Origin of the sequence: Mesorhizobium sp. M0500, assembly GCF_040321165.1 — a bacterium.
Taxonomy (GTDB): domain Bacteria; phylum Pseudomonadota; class Alphaproteobacteria; order Rhizobiales; family Rhizobiaceae; genus Mesorhizobium.
In genome coordinates this window covers 1-16,469 of sequence record NZ_JAMYRB010000051.1, presented here as the reverse complement: position 1 = coordinate 16,469, position 16,469 = coordinate 1, and the positions used below count along the sequence as shown (strand labels likewise).

General features: G+C 60.4%; 14 protein-coding genes. 4 read left to right on the top strand and 10 right to left on the bottom strand.

Going from position 1 to position 16,469, the window contains the following annotated elements:
- The first annotated feature begins 201 nt into the window (after window positions 1–201).
- A complete protein-coding gene (locus NKI70_RS33030; RefSeq protein ID WP_352693156.1) occupies window positions 202–414 on the top strand; it encodes a hypothetical protein in 213 nt (70 codons plus the stop codon).
- Here NKI70_RS33030 and NKI70_RS33025 read toward each other — a convergent pair.
- The gene (locus NKI70_RS33025) at window positions 411–563 is read right to left on the bottom strand and encodes a hypothetical protein (protein ID WP_352726291.1); all 153 of its coding nucleotides are present in this window, start codon (window positions 561–563) and stop codon (window positions 411–413) included. The two genes, NKI70_RS33030 and NKI70_RS33025, sit on opposite strands and share 4 nt — an antisense overlap.
- Before the next feature lie 131 nt (window positions 564–694).
- Here NKI70_RS33025 and NKI70_RS33020 point away from each other — a divergent pair, with 131 nt between their 5' ends.
- On the top strand, window positions 695–1,003 hold the full coding sequence (locus NKI70_RS33020) for a hypothetical protein (RefSeq protein WP_352726289.1): 309 nt from the start codon (window positions 695–697) through the stop codon (window positions 1,001–1,003).
- On the opposite strand, the gene NKI70_RS33015 is transcribed toward NKI70_RS33020, so the two are convergent.
- The 6 genes from NKI70_RS33015 to NKI70_RS32990 form a co-directional block, all read right to left on the bottom strand.
- On the bottom strand, window positions 988–4,458 hold the full coding sequence (locus NKI70_RS33015; protein ID WP_352693160.1) for an ATP-binding protein: 3,471 nt from the start codon (window positions 4,456–4,458) through the stop codon (window positions 988–990). The genes NKI70_RS33020 and NKI70_RS33015 overlap by 16 nt on opposite strands.
- Window positions 4,455–5,714 carry a metallophosphoesterase family protein gene (locus NKI70_RS33010; protein ID WP_352726287.1) on the bottom strand — a complete coding sequence of 420 codons (1,260 nt, stop codon included), beginning with the start codon at window positions 5,712–5,714 and terminating at the stop codon, window positions 4,455–4,457. Before NKI70_RS33010 ends, NKI70_RS33015 begins: the two co-directional genes overlap by 4 nt.
- A gap of 153 nt (window positions 5,715–5,867) precedes the next feature.
- Entirely contained in the window at window positions 5,868–6,134 is a 267-nt protein-coding gene (locus NKI70_RS33005) for a BrnA antitoxin family protein (RefSeq protein WP_352450411.1), read from the bottom strand.
- A gap of 495 nt (window positions 6,135–6,629) precedes the next feature.
- Entirely contained in the window at window positions 6,630–6,842 is a 213-nt protein-coding gene (locus tag NKI70_RS33000) for a cold-shock protein (protein ID WP_031194806.1), read from the bottom strand.
- Between the two features lie 606 nt (window positions 6,843–7,448).
- A complete protein-coding gene (locus tag NKI70_RS32995) occupies window positions 7,449–7,889 on the bottom strand; it encodes a Rossmann-fold NAD(P)-binding domain-containing protein (protein WP_502898954.1) in 441 nt (146 codons plus the stop codon).
- Window positions 7,889–8,263, bottom strand: coding sequence for an SDR family NAD(P)-dependent oxidoreductase (locus tag NKI70_RS32990; protein WP_352726293.1), 375 nt, complete (start codon window positions 8,261–8,263; stop codon window positions 7,889–7,891). Before NKI70_RS32990 ends, NKI70_RS32995 begins: the two co-directional genes overlap by 1 nt.
- A 137-nt stretch (window positions 8,264–8,400) precedes the next feature.
- On the opposite strand from NKI70_RS32990, the gene NKI70_RS32985 reads away from it, so the two are divergent.
- Window positions 8,401–8,760, top strand: a complete 360-nt coding sequence (locus tag NKI70_RS32985) for a hypothetical protein (RefSeq protein WP_352693162.1) — start codon at window positions 8,401–8,403, stop codon at window positions 8,758–8,760.
- Window positions 8,761–9,361: 601 nt separating this feature from the next.
- On the opposite strand, the gene NKI70_RS32980 is transcribed toward NKI70_RS32985, so the two are convergent.
- The gene (locus tag NKI70_RS32980; protein WP_352726285.1) at window positions 9,362–9,823 is read right to left on the bottom strand and encodes a hypothetical protein; all 462 of its coding nucleotides are present in this window, start codon (window positions 9,821–9,823) and stop codon (window positions 9,362–9,364) included.
- Window positions 9,824–10,384: 561 nt separating this feature from the next.
- On the opposite strand from NKI70_RS32980, the gene NKI70_RS32975 reads away from it, so the two are divergent.
- Window positions 10,385–11,611, top strand: a complete 1,227-nt coding sequence (locus NKI70_RS32975) for a pilus assembly protein TadG-related protein (protein WP_352693165.1) — start codon at window positions 10,385–10,387, stop codon at window positions 11,609–11,611.
- 409 nt (window positions 11,612–12,020) lie between these two features.
- Here the strand turns inward: NKI70_RS32975 and NKI70_RS32970 are convergent, their stop codons facing one another.
- Window positions 12,021–15,461, bottom strand: coding sequence for an acyl-[ACP]--phospholipid O-acyltransferase (locus NKI70_RS32970; RefSeq protein ID WP_352726283.1), 3,441 nt, complete (start codon window positions 15,459–15,461; stop codon window positions 12,021–12,023).
- A gap of 93 nt (window positions 15,462–15,554) precedes the next feature.
- Window positions 15,555–15,701: a hypothetical protein gene (locus NKI70_RS32965; protein ID WP_352648047.1), complete on the bottom strand. Its 147-nt coding sequence runs from the start codon at window positions 15,699–15,701 to the stop codon at window positions 15,555–15,557.
- Between the last annotated feature and the right edge of the window lie 768 nt (window positions 15,702–16,469).

The window sequence follows — 16,469 nt, the reverse complement described above, 5'->3', positions numbered from 1 at the left end:
TTTAAAAAACCAAATACACAAAAAAACCCAATGTGCCCCCGCCCCCCGCCCCCCCCAACGCGGGGGGCGGCTTCCTGACGGCTGAAGTGCGCAGCGAAGACGAGCAGGACGGCGATTGACGACGACATGAAGGGTTCGGCCGACTTGACTCTTGCGTTCTCATTTTGTTCACTGTGGCATGCGCACGAAAGAGAGTGCCCAATGTGCAAGGAAACTCCCCTGCCAGGGGCTGAGGAAGTCGCGCTGCAGCATGCGGCCGAAAAGCTGATCACACTCCACGGCGGCGACATGCTGAAAGCTCTCAAGGCCGCGATGCTCCACAACGGCTATCTCGAAGGCCAGATCGAACAGATCGCCGAAGCAGTTCCGGGGCTCATCAAGATCCATTACGACGGCCCCATGGCTTCGAACTAGGCGGCCTGATGCATGCCGAGAAAATAGCCGGCCAGGATGACGATCTGGAGCGCGACGTCGACGCCGTCATCGCCTTCTGTAACGGCGACGCGAGAGCCCCGGTTCGCGCACTGATCGTCCAGGTCGCCCACCTGGAGCGCGAGATTCAATATTTTCGGGTCGCGGTCTCCTCAGGCTTCAGTCGGCAGTGGCATCACAAGAGGTGGGAGATCGAGACTGAAGCGGGTCGGAGGATGGGTGAGCTATCTTATCAGCGATCGACCGCGCCTACCAATATCAGGTGGCGCTGCCGGACGCAAAGAACACCAAAAGAAGACCTGAAATGATTTCAAATCCCGAATTGCGCCAGCGCGGCATCGCTCATTTTGAACGGCTTTTCGGCGCCGGAGCCGCCGAGGCTCTAATTCACATGGGCTGCCCAGCTTGGGGCTTTCGGCTTGCCGGCAGAGGATGGGAACGCGTCCCCGACGCCGTGGCGGCCCTCGATCCGGTTCGCGTTGTCTTTCTGACGGCCCGGCCGTTTACTTTCAGTTCGCAGCTGGGCCTCAACTCATCCCACGCGGCATCAGCCAACTACGTGAGCTCGTGAATTGTAACGCCGGGAACAACAGCCTTGGCGATCTCGCACAGGTGCTGGTGATGCGTCAGATAAATCACCTGGCCAGCGCTTGCCATCTCACCAAACAACCTGAAAACCTCCTCGGACCGGAAATGGTCGAAGGTCTCCATGATGTCGTCGGCGATGAATGGCACGGAGGGTCGAAACTGCGCGAACTCGTAGTATCCGGCAAGCCGCAGCGCCAGGTAGAGCTGAAAACGCGCACCCTTTGATAGCGCGTCGGCGACCTTGGACTGCCCGTCGCCCTGCAATGCGATGAGGACTTCTCCGCCCTTCACGGGTTGGGTCGCAAGCCCCGAATACTGACTGCGCGTGATGAGTGCGAAAGCGTCAGATGCCCGCTTCATCATCCCGGAGCGATGGCGCTCGCGGTACACGCGCAGAGCGTTCCCGGCGGCCATAACTCCTAGTTTTAGCTCGAAATAGCGGACTGCCTTTTCTTCGATTTCGAGCAAGACGGTGCGGCGTTCGGCATCTATCCGCGCAACCGCGCTGTCGCCGCCAATCGCGTCCAGCTTGTCGGTCGCCCGGGTCTGGCGAATAAGCTGCTGTTGTATCGCTTCATCGAGATCCCGAAGCCGTTGCTCACTTTCAGCCTTCTCGACCAGGAGACTATCGACCTCGACAGAATCCAGGATCGAACGCGCCTGGTCGAACCCTTCCACCGCGAGCTCTACCGACAGCTGCTCCTCAAGCTCGGCAACGGCAGCGCGCAGGCGATCCCTTTCCCGTAGCAACTCGTCGCGTTCCACGACTTCCGGCAACGTGGTGACGCCAAAGGCGGTCAGGACCTCACTTTTGCGTCGCTCATGCGCCGTTGTCTCGAGATTGAGACTGTCACGAGCGTCCTGCAGGCGCTGCAGGTCATTGATGAGGTTTGCCTTCATCTCTCTGGAGCGATCGGCGCGCTCCAAGCGCTCAGCAAGCCGGATCGCCAACTGCTCCGGTTCGTCGTCGTTCGCCGGCTCACCCGCTTCAGCTGCGGCAGCGGTGACCTCGACAATGAAGTTGTCTCGGTCTGCCTCCATCTTCTCTATGCGGAGCTGCATGGCATCCCGCTCCTGAATGCTTTGCGATAGCTCAGCCAATTGATCGAGCACGTTGCCCACGCCGGGCGCCGAAATGCCGCTTTCAAGCCAGGTGCCGGCAAGCGCTTCGGTAATGCCGGCCAACCATTCCTCCTCGCGCCTTTCTGCCACGTCCAAAGCCCGCCGTCTGGCGGCCAGATCCTCCTCTTTCGCGCTCACGGTCTTAAGCGCCTCGGCACGCTCCGCATCGACCTTGAGCTGCCTGTCGAGGAACAGTTCTGCCACGGCCATGACAGTCTCCAGGCCGTCGCCGGGTTCCGAGACTAGGCCGACCTTCGCCAACGCCCCGATCAACTCCAGCTGGATCTGCTCTCCCTCGTCGAGCGCGCGGCGGGCCTTCTTGCGTGCCAGCTCGACCTCCTCCCAGGCCGCGAGCGCATCAATGCGGGCAGAGGTACGATCCTCGATCGTTTCGATCAGACGCTCGGGCGAGAATTCCAGGCACTCTGCCAGCAGCTCGCTGGCCACCGCACGAAGTTCGGAGAATACAGCCTGATCGTCCAGGTCGATCGGTGCAAGTTGGTCGCGGATACGTGTGATGGCGGCTGTTGTTTCGGTGAGGCTGCGGAGCGTTGTCCGGATCTCGGCGAGCTCTCGCGCGTTGGCCAGCCGAACCGCTCCAACACTGTCGTCACGCGCCAATAGCGCCTCGAAATCGTCAGCAGTTTGGCCAGTAAGTTCGCCCCGATGCCTGGCCCACGCCTCGTCTCGGGCGCGGCGAATGGCGGAGGCCGCCTCATCATCGGGTACATCGACCGAGGCACGAACCGCATCCAGGCGAGCCGAGAGCAGGTCGTGACTCTCCTGGTGTTCGGCGAGACGTTCGCAAAGGACAGCCCTGCTCTTTCCCAACCCAGCTGCCCGCACCTTCCATGCACCAACCTGCCTGACACTCGGGACGGGCACCCTGGCCAGTGCCCCGGCGTCTCCGGACCAGGGATGCAGTCGAGCGACTGCCGCCTCCCATCGAACCGTGCTCGCGTCCTCCGCCTCGCGGGCCATCTTGAGGTCTTTTAGGTGCCCGCTGGCTCGCGCTTTCGACAAGGCCGAGGCCAGCCTTGCCCTGGCAGGTTCGGGCACCCCCCTCTCTTGCCCAACCCGCTCGCGTGCCGCCTGAAGTGCATCGAGCGCCGCCGCGCATTCGTTGCGGGCAACGCGTACGCCGGTGGCGATTCCCGATCGCTCTTCGAGCATGGCGCGAACAGCGCCGACTGTGGCAGCAGGCAAAAGCAGCGCAGCCGGGTCTGCCTCGGACGATCTTCCAAGGGCGGCAAGGCAAGTCGCCACGGCGCTGTCGAGTATCTGCAGCTCGGTCCTGCGGCTTGGCAGGTCCAGGCCTGCGGAGACATGGCGTACTTTGCGATCCGCGAGCGCCCGAACCCGCTCGGACATTGCCAGGATCGCCTCGTCCACATCGACCGAGCCGATTTTCATTGTCACGCGCTCGGCGTCGTCGATGTTCCCTGACAGCCGCGTTCTCAGGCTGGCGTCGTCATCGATCAGTCCGGTGACGGTGCCTGTCCAGGTGCGCAACGGTGAAGCGATGTCAGGCAGCTCGGCAAGCTGGGCCGCCTTGCGTCGGATGTCGGCGAGGATCGGGATAGCGCGAAGATACCTGGCAATGGTGTCAAGCCGAGCCGACAGCACCGACCGTTCAGCAATACTGCGGTCGTATTTTTCCGCCGCGTCAAGACGTTCGGCCTCAAGGCTTTCAAAAGTCGATGCCAAGGTGTCGATCGCGTCCCTGCGTGACTTGAGTTCCGCAAGGCGCTTCTTGAGCAGCGCAAGTTCGGTTCCGTGAGCCTGCTTGCGATAGAGCCCGTCCGCTTCGGCCTCTAGCGCGCTCAACGTGTCGCTCGCATGCCCAAGACCGGCGCTGGCCGTGAACAGGAGCTTGCCCAGGTCGCCACGCGACTCCAGGATTGATTTTCCGCCTGCTTCCAGCGTGTCGTCGTCCAGCGAGAACATGGTCTCGTATGCGTCACGCGACAGACCTGCGAGATGGGCCGCTATCGCCACTTCGCTCACCGGTTGCTCCATTGCGTTCAGCAGCGAGTTGGTACGCTGCTTCGTGCGCGTGAATGTGTGCTCAGTGCCGGCGAGTTCGAGCACCCCGCCGATACGCATCGCGCTGTACTCGTGCAGGAAATTGTAGCGGCTGCGTTCCTCGATACCGAACAGCAGGTCCAGATAACCGGAAAGTGCGGTCGACTTGCCGGCTTCGTTCAGCCCGAACACAATGTGGAAGTCGGGACCGGACTCCGGCCTTGGGCCGAATTCGATCGTCCCGTCGGTGAACTTTCCATAACGAATAAGATCAAGGCGCCGCAGCCTCATTGCGCTCCACCTGCCTTGAGGCGGGCCGTGACCAGGTCGGCACCGCTGGCAAGCACCTTGTCGATGAACAGTTCCAGCCCAGCTTCGTCCCGTCCGGCGAAGCCGCGCCCGTCCGGCGGCAGATCGGCAATAATCTTTTGGACAAGCGCCCTCGCCTCGGCGCGGAAGGCCTCTGACTTGACATCGGCACGCATGGATTGCGCGAGTTCGAAAATCGGATCGGCGACGTCATCGGCTGTTTCCGAGCTCTGTGGAGCGAGGTCAAGCTCAAGCTTTTCGACCCATGTGTCGCCCGTCTGCTCCGCCGCCTGCTCGGCTTCGGCCAGCAGCAGGTCCCTGTCGCGGATCAGCGCCCATGACAACGGCGACGCCCCGGCCAGTCCGAGACGGACCACAGCGTGGCGGGATCTGACGGAACCCCGGATATCTTCGAGCGCGGAGCGGACACGGCCGACGACCTCAGACCATTCGACCGTACCGGTCAGATCGACGCTCGCCCGCTCGAACTGCGCGATACTGGTCAGTTTTTCCTCGATCTCGACGGACCGGTCATCTCGTATCGTGACCAGAGTGACGGATTTCTCTCCGGCCTCGTTGATGTCCCTGCCCTGCGGCATTCCCGGCATCACAACGGTGCTTGCTCCAGGAGGGACTTGGCGCACGTGGATGTGCCCAAGCGCCCAATAGTCAAAACCATGGCCGTGCAGGTCAGCGATGCTGCAAGGGGCATAGACATCGTGACCGGGCGATCCAGCGAGGCTGGTGTGCATGATGCCCACATTGACCGCCCCTTCCCGGGCCGCCGGATACTTGGGCAGCAGGCTTTCCGGGGCCTTTGGGTTCGCGAAGCTCAATCCATGGAATGCGACGTCAAGCCCGCCGGCCGTTTGCAGCACCGACTGGGGGCGGCCGCCGAAGATCCTGACCGTGTCCGGAAAAACGAGCTGTTTCGATATGCGCGATAAGGCGTCGTGGTTTCCGCGGATCTTGAAAACCCTGATGCCGGCCTGGTGGAGGCGTGTCATTTGCGACGCCAGGAAACGGGCGGTTTTCATCGACGTCTGGTCGCCATCATAAAGATCGCCGGCAACGACGAGCGCATCGACACCTTCCGCAAGGCAGAGATCTATTATCGAGACAAATGCCTGGCGACTGGCGTCTCCCACGAGTTCGGCAAGATCAGGGTTTCGCAGCGCCAGCGAACGCAGCGGCGAGTCGAGGTGAATGTCGGCCGTGTGTACGAATCGAAATGCCATTCGGGTCTCCGCCCGGAGCATAGAGGGGTTCGGCCGCGGCTCGATGAAAAAATTCCAGGATACGCGTTGTCGGTTGTCCAAAAGACGCGCAATCGCTTACGCTTATGCTTCCGTTCAACTCCATCTGCGTCGCCGCTATCAGCGCCGTGCCGATCAGTAGTCGTCTGATCGTTTGTCACCGGCATTGGTCGGTTCTTTGGAGATAGCGCGCCGCAAGGTGTCGTTGATCCGATCCTGCCAGCCCGGTCCATCTTCCTGGAAGTGGTCCAGCACGGCCCTATCGATCCTGATCGAAACAAGCTCTCTGATATTTGGAGCAGCCGACGGTTCGCGAACCGGCGCCGCCGGCTTTTTGATCGGCTTGAAGGCGGCTTCAGCGGCTGACATCGGATTTGTGGGTCGGCGTGGAGGATTTGCCATTTGATGATCCTTACTGGTCATAATGCTTGTCGAGCGGCTCAGTGCGAATGCGCATCATATCCAATGTACCGCAGCCCACCGACAAAAAGAAAAAGGCCGGACTGTTGAGCCCGGCCAAGTATGAAGGCAGCCTAAACCTCCAAAGGGGAACGCGCCGGACGAATGGGAGGAGAAATCCGACGCAATGTCCATGTGGGCCAACTTAGGCTATCTTCAATGACATTGCTGTGGGATGCAACAAGCCAAAGTGCTTCGCGGGGCAACCCCACGTCGCCAACCATCCTACGCTGGAGGACGCAAACGCGAAAAATGCAGGGGACTTCCCGCCTTCCGTTGCCTGACAACCTGGTTCACACGATCGTTTCTGAAGCGTTGCAGCAATCTGCTGCCCAGGTCTCTACATCACACCAAGCTTGGCGCGCTTTCTACACGGCGGTCAGTACATTTCGTGACTTGCCGCGCTCCTGCGGCTTTCGCCACGGCGCGCGAGAGAAATCAACCTGCTTTGCGGAGATTGCCAGCAGAAGACTTGCCGGTACGTCGGTCCTGCTCAATGTCGTAGTTGATCTTTTGGCCCTCAACGAGGTTCGACAAACCAGCGCGCTCGACGGCGGAGATGTGAACGAAAACGTCCTGACCGCCATCGTCGGGTTGGATAAACCCAAACCCTTTTGTGCTGTTGAACCACTTCACGGTTCCAGTTGCCATGGGCATATACTCCTTGTGACTTCCCAGCGTGTTTGATCCGACGAAGAGGCCAGACCGGTTCATAAATAGACGCAGCAAAAGTGAGAAATCGCAAGGCCCGGATGGATCGACCAGAATACCACCTTCTCTCGGATGGCCCACTCGTCTCACATGTCGACAGGAATTTTCCTTTCCGGCGTGAAGCCCCTCCAGCCATCCATGCTGTCCTGGGTTATCACGGCCCGCTCGTTCCCTCCGGCCCTTAGCTTGCCGACTTGCGTGCCACAGGCACTAACTGCCCTGCGAACGTGCCGCCCGCCGACTTGGTCATCGGCAGAATATCCTGGCTGCTACCTTTCAGAAGCAGCGCAAGCTCGAGCTTGGGCGGGAAGTGCCCGGGGATCGAGCCTGAAGGTCCGTGCCGACATCGCCTGCCGCCACTCAGCGGTGGAATGGGGCTGCGCCGTATCGGCCTGTATCTCCAAGTGGGGCACTTTGCGCGACCGGCACTCGGCTGCCGCCGACCTGAATAGTGAGCGGCCACTTTCCGGATTGTTGAAGCTGGGCTGAAGCTCTCGAGACGAACAAAACATTTTTCCCTGACAATCGGGTTAGGCTAATGGCACCCTAACCCATGGTCGTGCGACTGTGCCGATTGCACTGGCCAAACATCACCCGCGAACCTGATCCGGAATCTCGAACGGCGAGACCTGCCTTCCACGTCCGAAAGCCATATTCCCGAGCCAGGTCGCCCACCCGATAGACGTTGCCGGATCTTTCCATGATCGCTGGGTCGCACGCGAGAGCGACCACCGCACGGCCAACATAGAACACCGACTCCGTTCCGGAGAGGGCCGGGACATCCTGCCATTGCTCCTCGCTGGTCCGGAAATTGGCAAGAACGAACTCGGTCCGCATCCAGCCGGGAGAAACGGCCACCGACGCCACTCCGTGGGGCCGCAATTCTTGCGCCAGCCCGAAAGCGGGACGCGACATTGCCGCTTTGGAGAGATCATAAAAAATATTGCCCGTGTAACGACCTCTGTCCCAGAACGTGGGCGTGACGATCAGCCCACTCCTTTGATGGACGAACAGTCCGACCCGGCTCTAGCTGCCAGGATGTGGTTCCGAACGCCGCTGTTGAACATCGCATCCCAGTGACCCAGTGGTTGCGTCCAAAAGGGAGACGTCGTGACGTGATGCTGGTGGCCGCCCCAAGCGTTGTTCACCAGGATATCGAGGCCACCGCTCTCTCGGTCTATCCGGGCGAAAAGCTCCTGAACCTCTGCCTCACTGGTCTGGTCGCAGCGCACGGCTATGCCTCTGCCACCACGACGAGTTACTTCCTCGGCTGTACCTTCAATCCTCCCGGGGGAGCGGAGAGCCCCACATGCTCCAGAAAGAGGTCGTAGCCGGACCCGGGGCGCCGCGGGTAAGGTGATGGAGGAGGTCCTCTCTGGCGAACTTGGTGAAGACCGCGTCGGATTAGCCGATCGCGCCCGAGAACTTATCGACGCCGCGCACCCTTCCGGCCATAGAGGACGGCCCGGCCGATCTGACGGTCGCGATGGCGCGGAAATTGATCGCCGAGCCGATCAGCGCAAAATCCACTGCGGCGCTTCGCGTCATCGCAGAAAGCGACACGCCCGAGTTCCACATGAAGGATGCTATCGCGGCGGCGCCTGAAACCGAAAACTATCTCGACCTGCGGGGCGCTTGGTCGGGCATTACCCGCCGGGCACGCAAGATCCTGGGCGACAGCACTGCCGATTTGGTGTGGTGGGAAGGCGAGCAAATCTATGACGACGAAGAGAACTATGTCGATCATATCGGCCGCGTCTCTTCGCTGACCAGTCGCTGCGCGCCGCTTTCGGCATTCGGGGCACCGATTGACCCGCTATTGGGGGGGAATTGCGAGCCGCTGCCCCCCTCATGCTAAAACTGATGATCCGGACCCGATCTGGGTGGCCTGCGGTGTGTCATTCCGGGGACAATCCGTCATATCCTGTGGTGTCCGTGCACACACTCGGATAGTCGAGCAGCTTTCCGAAATGTGGAAATTGGTTCCCAAGCTGCCGAAATCAGTCCTAGGTAAAGACCACGAGGACGAGGGCGAGGCGGGATGAGCCGAATCTCCATTGCCGAAGAGATCGAGAACGCCGCGGACCGCACCGCGGACACTGTCGCGGGCCGATCTTCCGACCATCTTGAATCGCACCCCATTGACTTGAGCCCACGGAGGACGCGCCCAATTCCATCGCCCGCTGAGATGAAAATTGGCCGAATGGACCTCATCCAGGTTGTGCTTTGGCGAGTGGCTGGAAACCAACGCCTACCTGGCAGTGAAGACGGTTGACGAGGAAAGCGAAACCGACGGGTGCGCGTAGGCCGTCTTCCGTGATCGCGGAATTACCTGAATCGCCGAGTTCGGTACTATTCACCGCGGCGGACCCCAACCCGCCCGGCCGGCGCCTATTCAGGCAAACTACCCCAACGCCCCCCCAAGCGGCGCCGGCCACCTTCCCCACGAGGCAAGCGCTTCAGTTCCTCGGCAGCTTGTGGATCTCCAACCTGACCGGGCCGCCTCTGTCACAGCTCGTACAGAACAGGGCCCTTTCGACCGTGCTGAACAGCGCATCTTTGCCATAGGGCCGGACCAGGCCAGCGGCCTTCACCTCGGCATGATGTGAGCAGTTTTTGCACCAAGCGCGCAGCGTGTGCCATTCGCGCAGATCGCCAAGCGATACGTCGAGGCCGGCGTGCACGCTAGCCGCAACGATGGCATGCGGCGGAACCGTGGGCTCGCCTGGTGTAACGATCTTCTCCATCACATGCCGGCTGTTGTAGTGGATCAGCAGCATCCCCGGCCGGCGCCTGATAGCTGCCTGCCAGGCGGCCTGGCTGACGCTCGAATCCGGCGATCGACTTATCGTCTCAACGAGCGCCTTCTCCTCGCGGTCCCAAACCTCGATCCGGAAATTGTCCTCCGCTGTTTTTGCCATAGCTTCGCCGACCAGCGCTTTTGGCACTTCGCGACCATTCCTTCCCGCCTCAGATTGAAACAGAAATAAGGAACAAATTCCTCTCCGGTCAAGGCGCTCTTGACATTTTTGTTCTTATTTCGTTTGGGGTCGCAGGTCTTGGCGGCTTCCTGCAGGCGGGCGCGATCGAGGGTCCGCTCGCCACTGTGCGAGCAGTGGGAGCGGACCCTATCAGCGCATGAAGGGACTAGGATACGCATGACGACGCTATCAACTTCAACCCGCCGTGCAAGTTCCAGGCGCCATTGTGCGCAGGATCATTGCCCAACGCGGTCAGACTTAGGTCCTGTGGTTTCGGGCAGCTCGAACATCCAATCGAAATGGCGCCGGCCTTGACGATCGCCAGACCGGCGCCAAACGGCGGCGCACTGGCGCTCGGCGGCGTCATCGTGATGAATTTGAGACGCTGATTCAGCTGCTCCCCGCAAGCTGATTTGCGATCGAGACAACTTTACCGGCTCGCGAAACGGACCCTCAACATGCTGCCTCTAGGTTAGTCCCAGCTAAATGAGGGGGGCTTCCATGCGGGTGACCGAACGATTTTGGCGTTCAGAACGCGGCAACTTCGCCGTGGTGTTTGCGTTGGTCTTGCCGGTCGTGCTTTTGGGCGTCGGAGTGGCGATAGACTTTGCGCGCGTGAGCCGAACTGCCCAACAGTTGCAGGAGGGAGCCGACTCCACGGCCCTTCAGTTGGCCGTGGCAAGCGCGAACAGCAGCGATATGACGTCGGAACAGCGTCAGGAGAACGTTGATACTTTCGCCAGCCCCACCTTTGTGGCCACGCGAAGTCCCTATAGTGGTGACGCCCACCAGACGGTTGGATCAACCAATCCCACAATCGTGACGGTTGTATTGCACCAACCGCAGGAATTGGCCTTCTCGGCAATCCTTGGCGTCGATAAACTTGATATTAGCCGAAGCGCAACCGCGATTGCCTATCCGCGATACCCAGTCTGTCTTCTCGTGTTAGATCGGTTCGCCTCGAACGCATGGTCGAATTCGGGGTCTTCATCGATAAATGGCCAGAAATGCGTTGCGCAGGTGAATTCAAGATCGGTGTCTGCGCTAGCCACGAATGGCGCATCGTCCATCAGAACATTGGTGACGTCAGTCGTCGGCCCCTCCGGGCCGTCTGCCGGCTTCAACCCTCAACCGCTTTTTAATCAGAAAGAGCTGGCAGATCCCATTATCTCTCGACTGGTCTGGCCAACAGACAATGTCTGCACCTACAATAACCTGGTGATCAAAAACGCCACCGCAAATCTCGTTCCCGGCACTTTTTGTGGAGGGCTCATTCTATCGGTCGGAGCGGTGGTCAATCTTGCCGCGGGAACGTATGTTATCAGGACGGGAGGGCTTTCGCTCTCCTCCGGCGCGGTTCTCGATGCAGCTGACGGTACCACCATCGTTCTACTCGACGATCAGGCCACCACCACAATGCAGGCCGGCGCCAAGCTACGCCTGACGGCGCCGACCAGCGGCCCGTGGATGGGGATCGCGCTAGCTCAAAAACCCCAAGGCGTGGAGAGAACCTCCACGCTCATTGGCGGTGGCGATACAGATCTAGGCGGCATAATCTATCTGCCGTCACAAAAGCTTTTTCTTACAGGTGGCGGTGCATTGTCGACGGACAGTAAGCCTCGCATCTTTGTGGTCAACCGGATCGAGATGAACGGCAATGGCTCAATTTATCTTGCTGGCGCAAGTGACTTAGTGACAACGAATTCTGCAACGAGACTGATGAATTGAACTTGGCTGTAGCCAGCGCAGTGTTGTGAGACAGACTGCATTTGAGGTTCGCTTGCTTCCGTGTTGGACGGAGAGCGGATATCCAAGGCAACGCTTCCCGCATAGTTTCATCGATAATGAATCATCTCCAGTGAGTTTCTGGTGAGTTAAACAACGGGCAATAGGCTAACTCCCGGACAATTCGGGGGATTCCCGGCTGAATAGCTGCCTTCCTTGGGCAGGTCTGCCGGCGTCAGATTGCCCCGTCACCTTCTTCGACGGCATCGACAGGCCCGAGGCGTGGTAGCCATCGAATGTCAGCATTCAACGTTGCCTATTTTTTACAAGAAGCGAGTCGAAGCCTCGTTCGAAACTGCATGCATCCGCGTCTAGCCTAGTTTCACGTGATTGGGCAAACAGGCCGACTTCCTCAGTCGGCTATTGTCAAGCCCGCTTGGGTTTTCATGTCTTCGCCGCTCACCTTTTTGGTCACAGCGGAGAAATCGAGCTTGCCTGAGCCGAGGACAGGCACTTTCGCAACGACGCGCACTTCGGCCGGCACCATCAGGTCCATGGCGCCGTTGGCCTTGGCGAAGGCCAGGAATTCGGCACGTGTGGCGTTGACGGCCTCGGTAATGAGCACCAGCTTTTCGCCCTTGCGCGCATCTGGCACGGCGGCGACCGCCGAGAGCGAGCCTTTCCACAATTCGCCCGCCAGCGCCTCGACGGCGGCCAGCGAAACCATCTCGCCACCGATCTTGGCAAAGCGCTTCGCGCGGCCTCGAATGGTGATGAAGCCGACGTCGTCGACGGCGACGACGTCGCCGGTGTCATGCCAGCCGTCTTCGAGCGGCTCGAGCACGCCCGGCTTCTCGGTGCGCAGATAGCCTGCCATGACATTGGGCCCGCGCACGAAAAGCCGTCCGCCATCCTCGACGCCAGGCACCGGGTCCAGGCGGTACTCCATCCCCGGCATGATTTTGCCGACACTGCCGGAGCGGTTGTACATCGGCGTATTGATGGAGATCACGGGCGCGGTTTCGGTCACGCCATAGCCTTCGAGGATGCGCAGGCCGAACTTTTCCATATAGCTCGCGCGCGTAGAAGCCTTGACCGGTTCCGCGCCGGCAAAGCAATAGCGCACTGAGCGGAAGTCGTAAGGGTGTGCCGTACGCGCATAGCCGCTGAGGAACGTATCGGTGCCGAAGAGGATCGTCGCGTTCGATGCGTAGACCAACTCCGGCACGATGCGATAGTGCAGCGGGGAGGGATAGAAATAGACCGGCACGCCCGAGATCAGCGGCAGCACCGTACCTGCTGTCATGCCGAACGAGTGGAAGATCGGCAGCACGTTGAAGACCTTGTCGCCCGAATGGAAGTCGATACGCGAGGCGGCCTGGGCGGCATTAGCCAGGATGTTGCGATGGGTGAGCACCACGCCCTTAGGCGTGCCTTCAGAACCTGAGGTGAACAGGATCACCGCCGGTTGGCCGGGCTTGCGGGCGACCCGGGGTCTATTTTTGCGCAAAAGGCCGAGCAGCTTGTCCTTGAGGCCAATGGTGGCCCGCAGATCATCAAGCCACACAATATCGACCGAGCGGCCGAGTTCCTCGACCACGGCGCCAAGTTTCGCTTGTTCGACAAAGGCGCGTGAAGTCAGCACGGTGCGCACCTCGGCGGCCTTGCAAGCGGAGAGGATGTTGGCCGCACCGGCAGTGAAGTTCATCATCGCCGGAACCTTGCCGGCGGACATGATGCCGAGCAGCGTCGCACAGGCGCCGTTAGCGTTGGGCAGCATGATGCCGAGCGTCTGCTGGCCGGCATAGAGGTTTTTGAATTTCTCGCCAAGCACGGCGGCGGCTGTCAGCAGCTTGCCGTAGCTCAGCGAACCGGTGACGGGGTCCTGCACGGCCAGTTGCTTCATGCCGCGTTCGCTCGCCGTCTGGATGATCTTCTCCAGCACAGTCTTGTCGATGTCCTGGGTGCGGAAGACGAGATCCGACATGACCTGGTAGAGGGCAGCACCCGCCGCTGCGCGGCGCTTCCGGCCCTTGAGATCCGGCGGTACTTCAAGTTTGGCCGGTTCTAGTATCGTCACCTTGACCTTTGGGAACAGCTGGCGGCGCACATGCAGCGAACTCAGCCGCGAAAAATAGCTCTTCTCCAGGCCGTCGATGCGCACTGGCACGACCATCGAACCGGTCTTGTCGGCCACCATGGCGGCACCGTCATAGACCTTCATCAGGCCGCCGGTCACGGTGATCCGGCCTTCGGGGAAGATGACAAGCGGATTGCCGCCTTGCACGACCTTGATAAGCGTGCGGGTCGACATCGGCTTGGCCGGATTGAGCGGCAGGGCGCGCGCAAGTTTCATAAACGGCTTCATCCACCAGGCTTGGGCGATGGTGTAGTCGATCGCAAACACCGGCTCCTCATCCGTCAGCGTCAAAGCCAGCGGGCCGTCGAGGAAACTGACATGGTTGAGCGCCAGGATGGGTGCCGGGCCGGCCGCCTTGAGGTTTTCCAGCCCCTCCACCTCCAGACGATGGAAGGCTCGGAACAGAATGGAAACGAAGTCGCGGAAGGCGTTGGTTGGCAGATATCTCAGCATCAGCCAGGCGGCGACCATGTTGAGTGCGGCGAGGCCGAACAGGATACCTCCAGTGGAGACGCCCGCTGCTTGAATTGCGGCGACGAGTATGCCGCCCACAGTCATGAAGCCTGCATTGACGATGCTCACCGCGGCGACGACGCGAGCGCGGCTGGCTTCGGGCGCCCAGGCTTGTACCGCGGCGAAGGTCGGCACGACAAGAAAGGCGCTGGCAATAGCCATGCCGGCAAGGTCGATCGCAACGTGGACCGTGTTTGGCCCGGCGAAGAATATTGCGAGCGTTTCGGCCCCGAGCGAAGGCTGCATACTCCAGATGGTCCAGGCCAGGTCCAAGCCGAATAGGGCCATCAACGCAGTGCCAACCGGGGCTGGCAAGAGCACGATGCGGCCCTGCGACATCCATGCGGCTATGGCAGAGCCAAGGGCGATCGAGACGGCGAACACCGCGAGATAGGCGGTGACAGCGATTTCTCCGCCACCGAGCGAATCCTTGACCAACGCAGGCAGGATCGAAAGGACAATGGCCCCGATCAGCCAGAACCACGACGTCATCAGTCCGGCGCGCCAGATCCGCTTGTCGGCACGCAAACCGTTCACCTGTCGCCAGGTCGAGCGAAAGATGTTTTTGTCGATGACTAGGTCGGGAGCCGCAGAACCGGTGGACGGAATGTAGCGGCTGACAAACCAACAGGCCACGGCAAGGGTCATCATGATCGGCCCGAACACCGAGACGCCAATGCCATCGGCCGAGACGACGCCTCCGGCGATAGTGCCGCCGAGGATGGCGGCGAAGGTTGCCGATTCGATCCAGGCATTGGCGCGAGGCAATTCCTTGCGCTCGAGATGATCCGGCAAGATGCCGTACTTGATCGGTCCGAACAGTGCCGAGATGATGCCGAACATGAGCAACGCCATCATCAGCACCGGGATCGACGACAGCGCGATTCCAACGACAGCGACAGCCGCAGCGGCGATCTCGGTGAATTTCAGCCGACGGGCGATGAGCGCCTTGTCGAACCGGTCGGCGATCTCGCCACCAAGGGCGGACAGGAGCAGGAAAGGAGCCATGAAGACGGCACCCGCCAGCGTGACCAGTGATGCTGCCTTGTCCGCCGCCAGGGTGAACAGAATAAGGAACACCAGCGTGTTCTTGAGGAAATTGTCGTTGAAGGCGGACAGGAACTGCGTCCAGAAGAGAGGCGCAAAGCGCCGTGACGTCATCAGATGGCTGTTCGTATAGCCGTTCGTGGCGATTTCCATTGGGGCGGCTTCCATTGGGCAAGACCGTTGAAGATCGTGGTCGTATCGATCAGCGGTCTTGCGCGGTTTGAGCTTCTTGTAGTGGGAACCCGGTTACACTTCGTTACTGCGGCTCGCATCGATCAGCGGCTTTTGGGTTTTGGAGTCTTCTAGCCAGTTCATGAAGCGGCTTGCCTCTTCCGCGTCTCGCAGGGTCTTGGTGATGGTGATCGAGGTATGCACGAGCCTGGTCGCGGCCATCGGGCAGAACCCCCTGGCGGCAAACCTTGCTCCATGAAATTGACGCCGCCGTCTTCATCCAAGCGGCGATAGCGAAAGTGGCATGGTCAATGTTTGCAGGCGCTTGAACCCTTGGGAGCGTAGCTGTTGGAGGTCATCGATATTGTCTTTTGGTTTCAGGTGTAGGTTGGGCCGGCGTTGGTCTGTTTCAGGTTCGATACAATCAAGCCGGTCTTGCCACAGTCTTTGACGTCGGGCGAGTGTTGCTCCGCAGCTGCGCGCTACAGACGGCGGTCGCCAGCCAGCTTGAGGCGCAGTTGCCGCAACCACTCGCCATCCTCTCCGAGCGGAACGCAGGACGGCTACGCGAATCTGAGCACTGCCAAGTCGGCCTAATTTTCCACTGCCGAATAGACGATGAAACGCGTAAGCGAGTTTCCGGACCGGAAGGTATGCGTTGGGTTGTCCAAACGATGCAGAGGCGCTGCTGTGTTGGCGCGACACGCTCGACCGCAGGTGCGGTCGGCGTAAGAATTTTGGAGAGGCCCGTGGTGACTGGGGATTGCGCCGGTATTGGCGACGCGCGAAGACTGGTCGATACCTGGGGCGACGGCAGCCCCTGCGACGCAACTTCATACCGGAGAATGGAGGCCGCGCTGGGAGGTTGTTGCTTCGGCTACCAACTCAAAGTGATTGTCCGGGAGTGACGTGCTCCCCGTTTTGTCCGCGTCTATAAGTTAGCCCTGTTCACGTTGTGATCCTTGACGGATCGGGTTGCATATTCAAGCG

Excerpts from the sequence above, each read along its gene's own strand:
- NKI70_RS33030 (WP_352693156.1), top strand. The coding sequence starts at position 202 with ATGTGCAAGGAAACTCCCCTGCCAGGGGCTGAGGAAGTCGCGCTGCAG.
- NKI70_RS33015 (WP_352693160.1), bottom strand. The coding sequence starts at position 4,458 with ATGAGGCTGCGGCGCCTTGATCTTATTCGTTATGGAAAGTTCACCGAC.
- NKI70_RS33010 (WP_352726287.1), bottom strand. The coding sequence starts at position 5,714 with ATGGCATTTCGATTCGTACACACGGCCGACATTCACCTCGACTCGCCG.
- NKI70_RS33005 (WP_352450411.1), bottom strand. The coding sequence starts at position 6,134 with ATGGCAAATCCTCCACGCCGACCCACAAATCCGATGTCAGCCGCTGAA.
- NKI70_RS33000 (WP_031194806.1), bottom strand. The coding sequence starts at position 6,842 with ATGGCAACTGGAACCGTGAAGTGGTTCAACAGCACAAAAGGGTTTGGG.
- NKI70_RS32980 (WP_352726285.1), bottom strand. The coding sequence starts at position 9,823 with ATGGCAAAAACAGCGGAGGACAATTTCCGGATCGAGGTTTGGGACCGC.
- NKI70_RS32975 (WP_352693165.1), top strand. The coding sequence starts at position 10,385 with ATGCGGGTGACCGAACGATTTTGGCGTTCAGAACGCGGCAACTTCGCC.
- NKI70_RS32970 (WP_352726283.1), bottom strand. The coding sequence starts at position 15,461 with ATGGAAATCGCCACGAACGGCTATACGAACAGCCATCTGATGACGTCA.
- NKI70_RS32965 (WP_352648047.1), bottom strand. The coding sequence starts at position 15,701 with ATGGCCGCGACCAGGCTCGTGCATACCTCGATCACCATCACCAAGACC.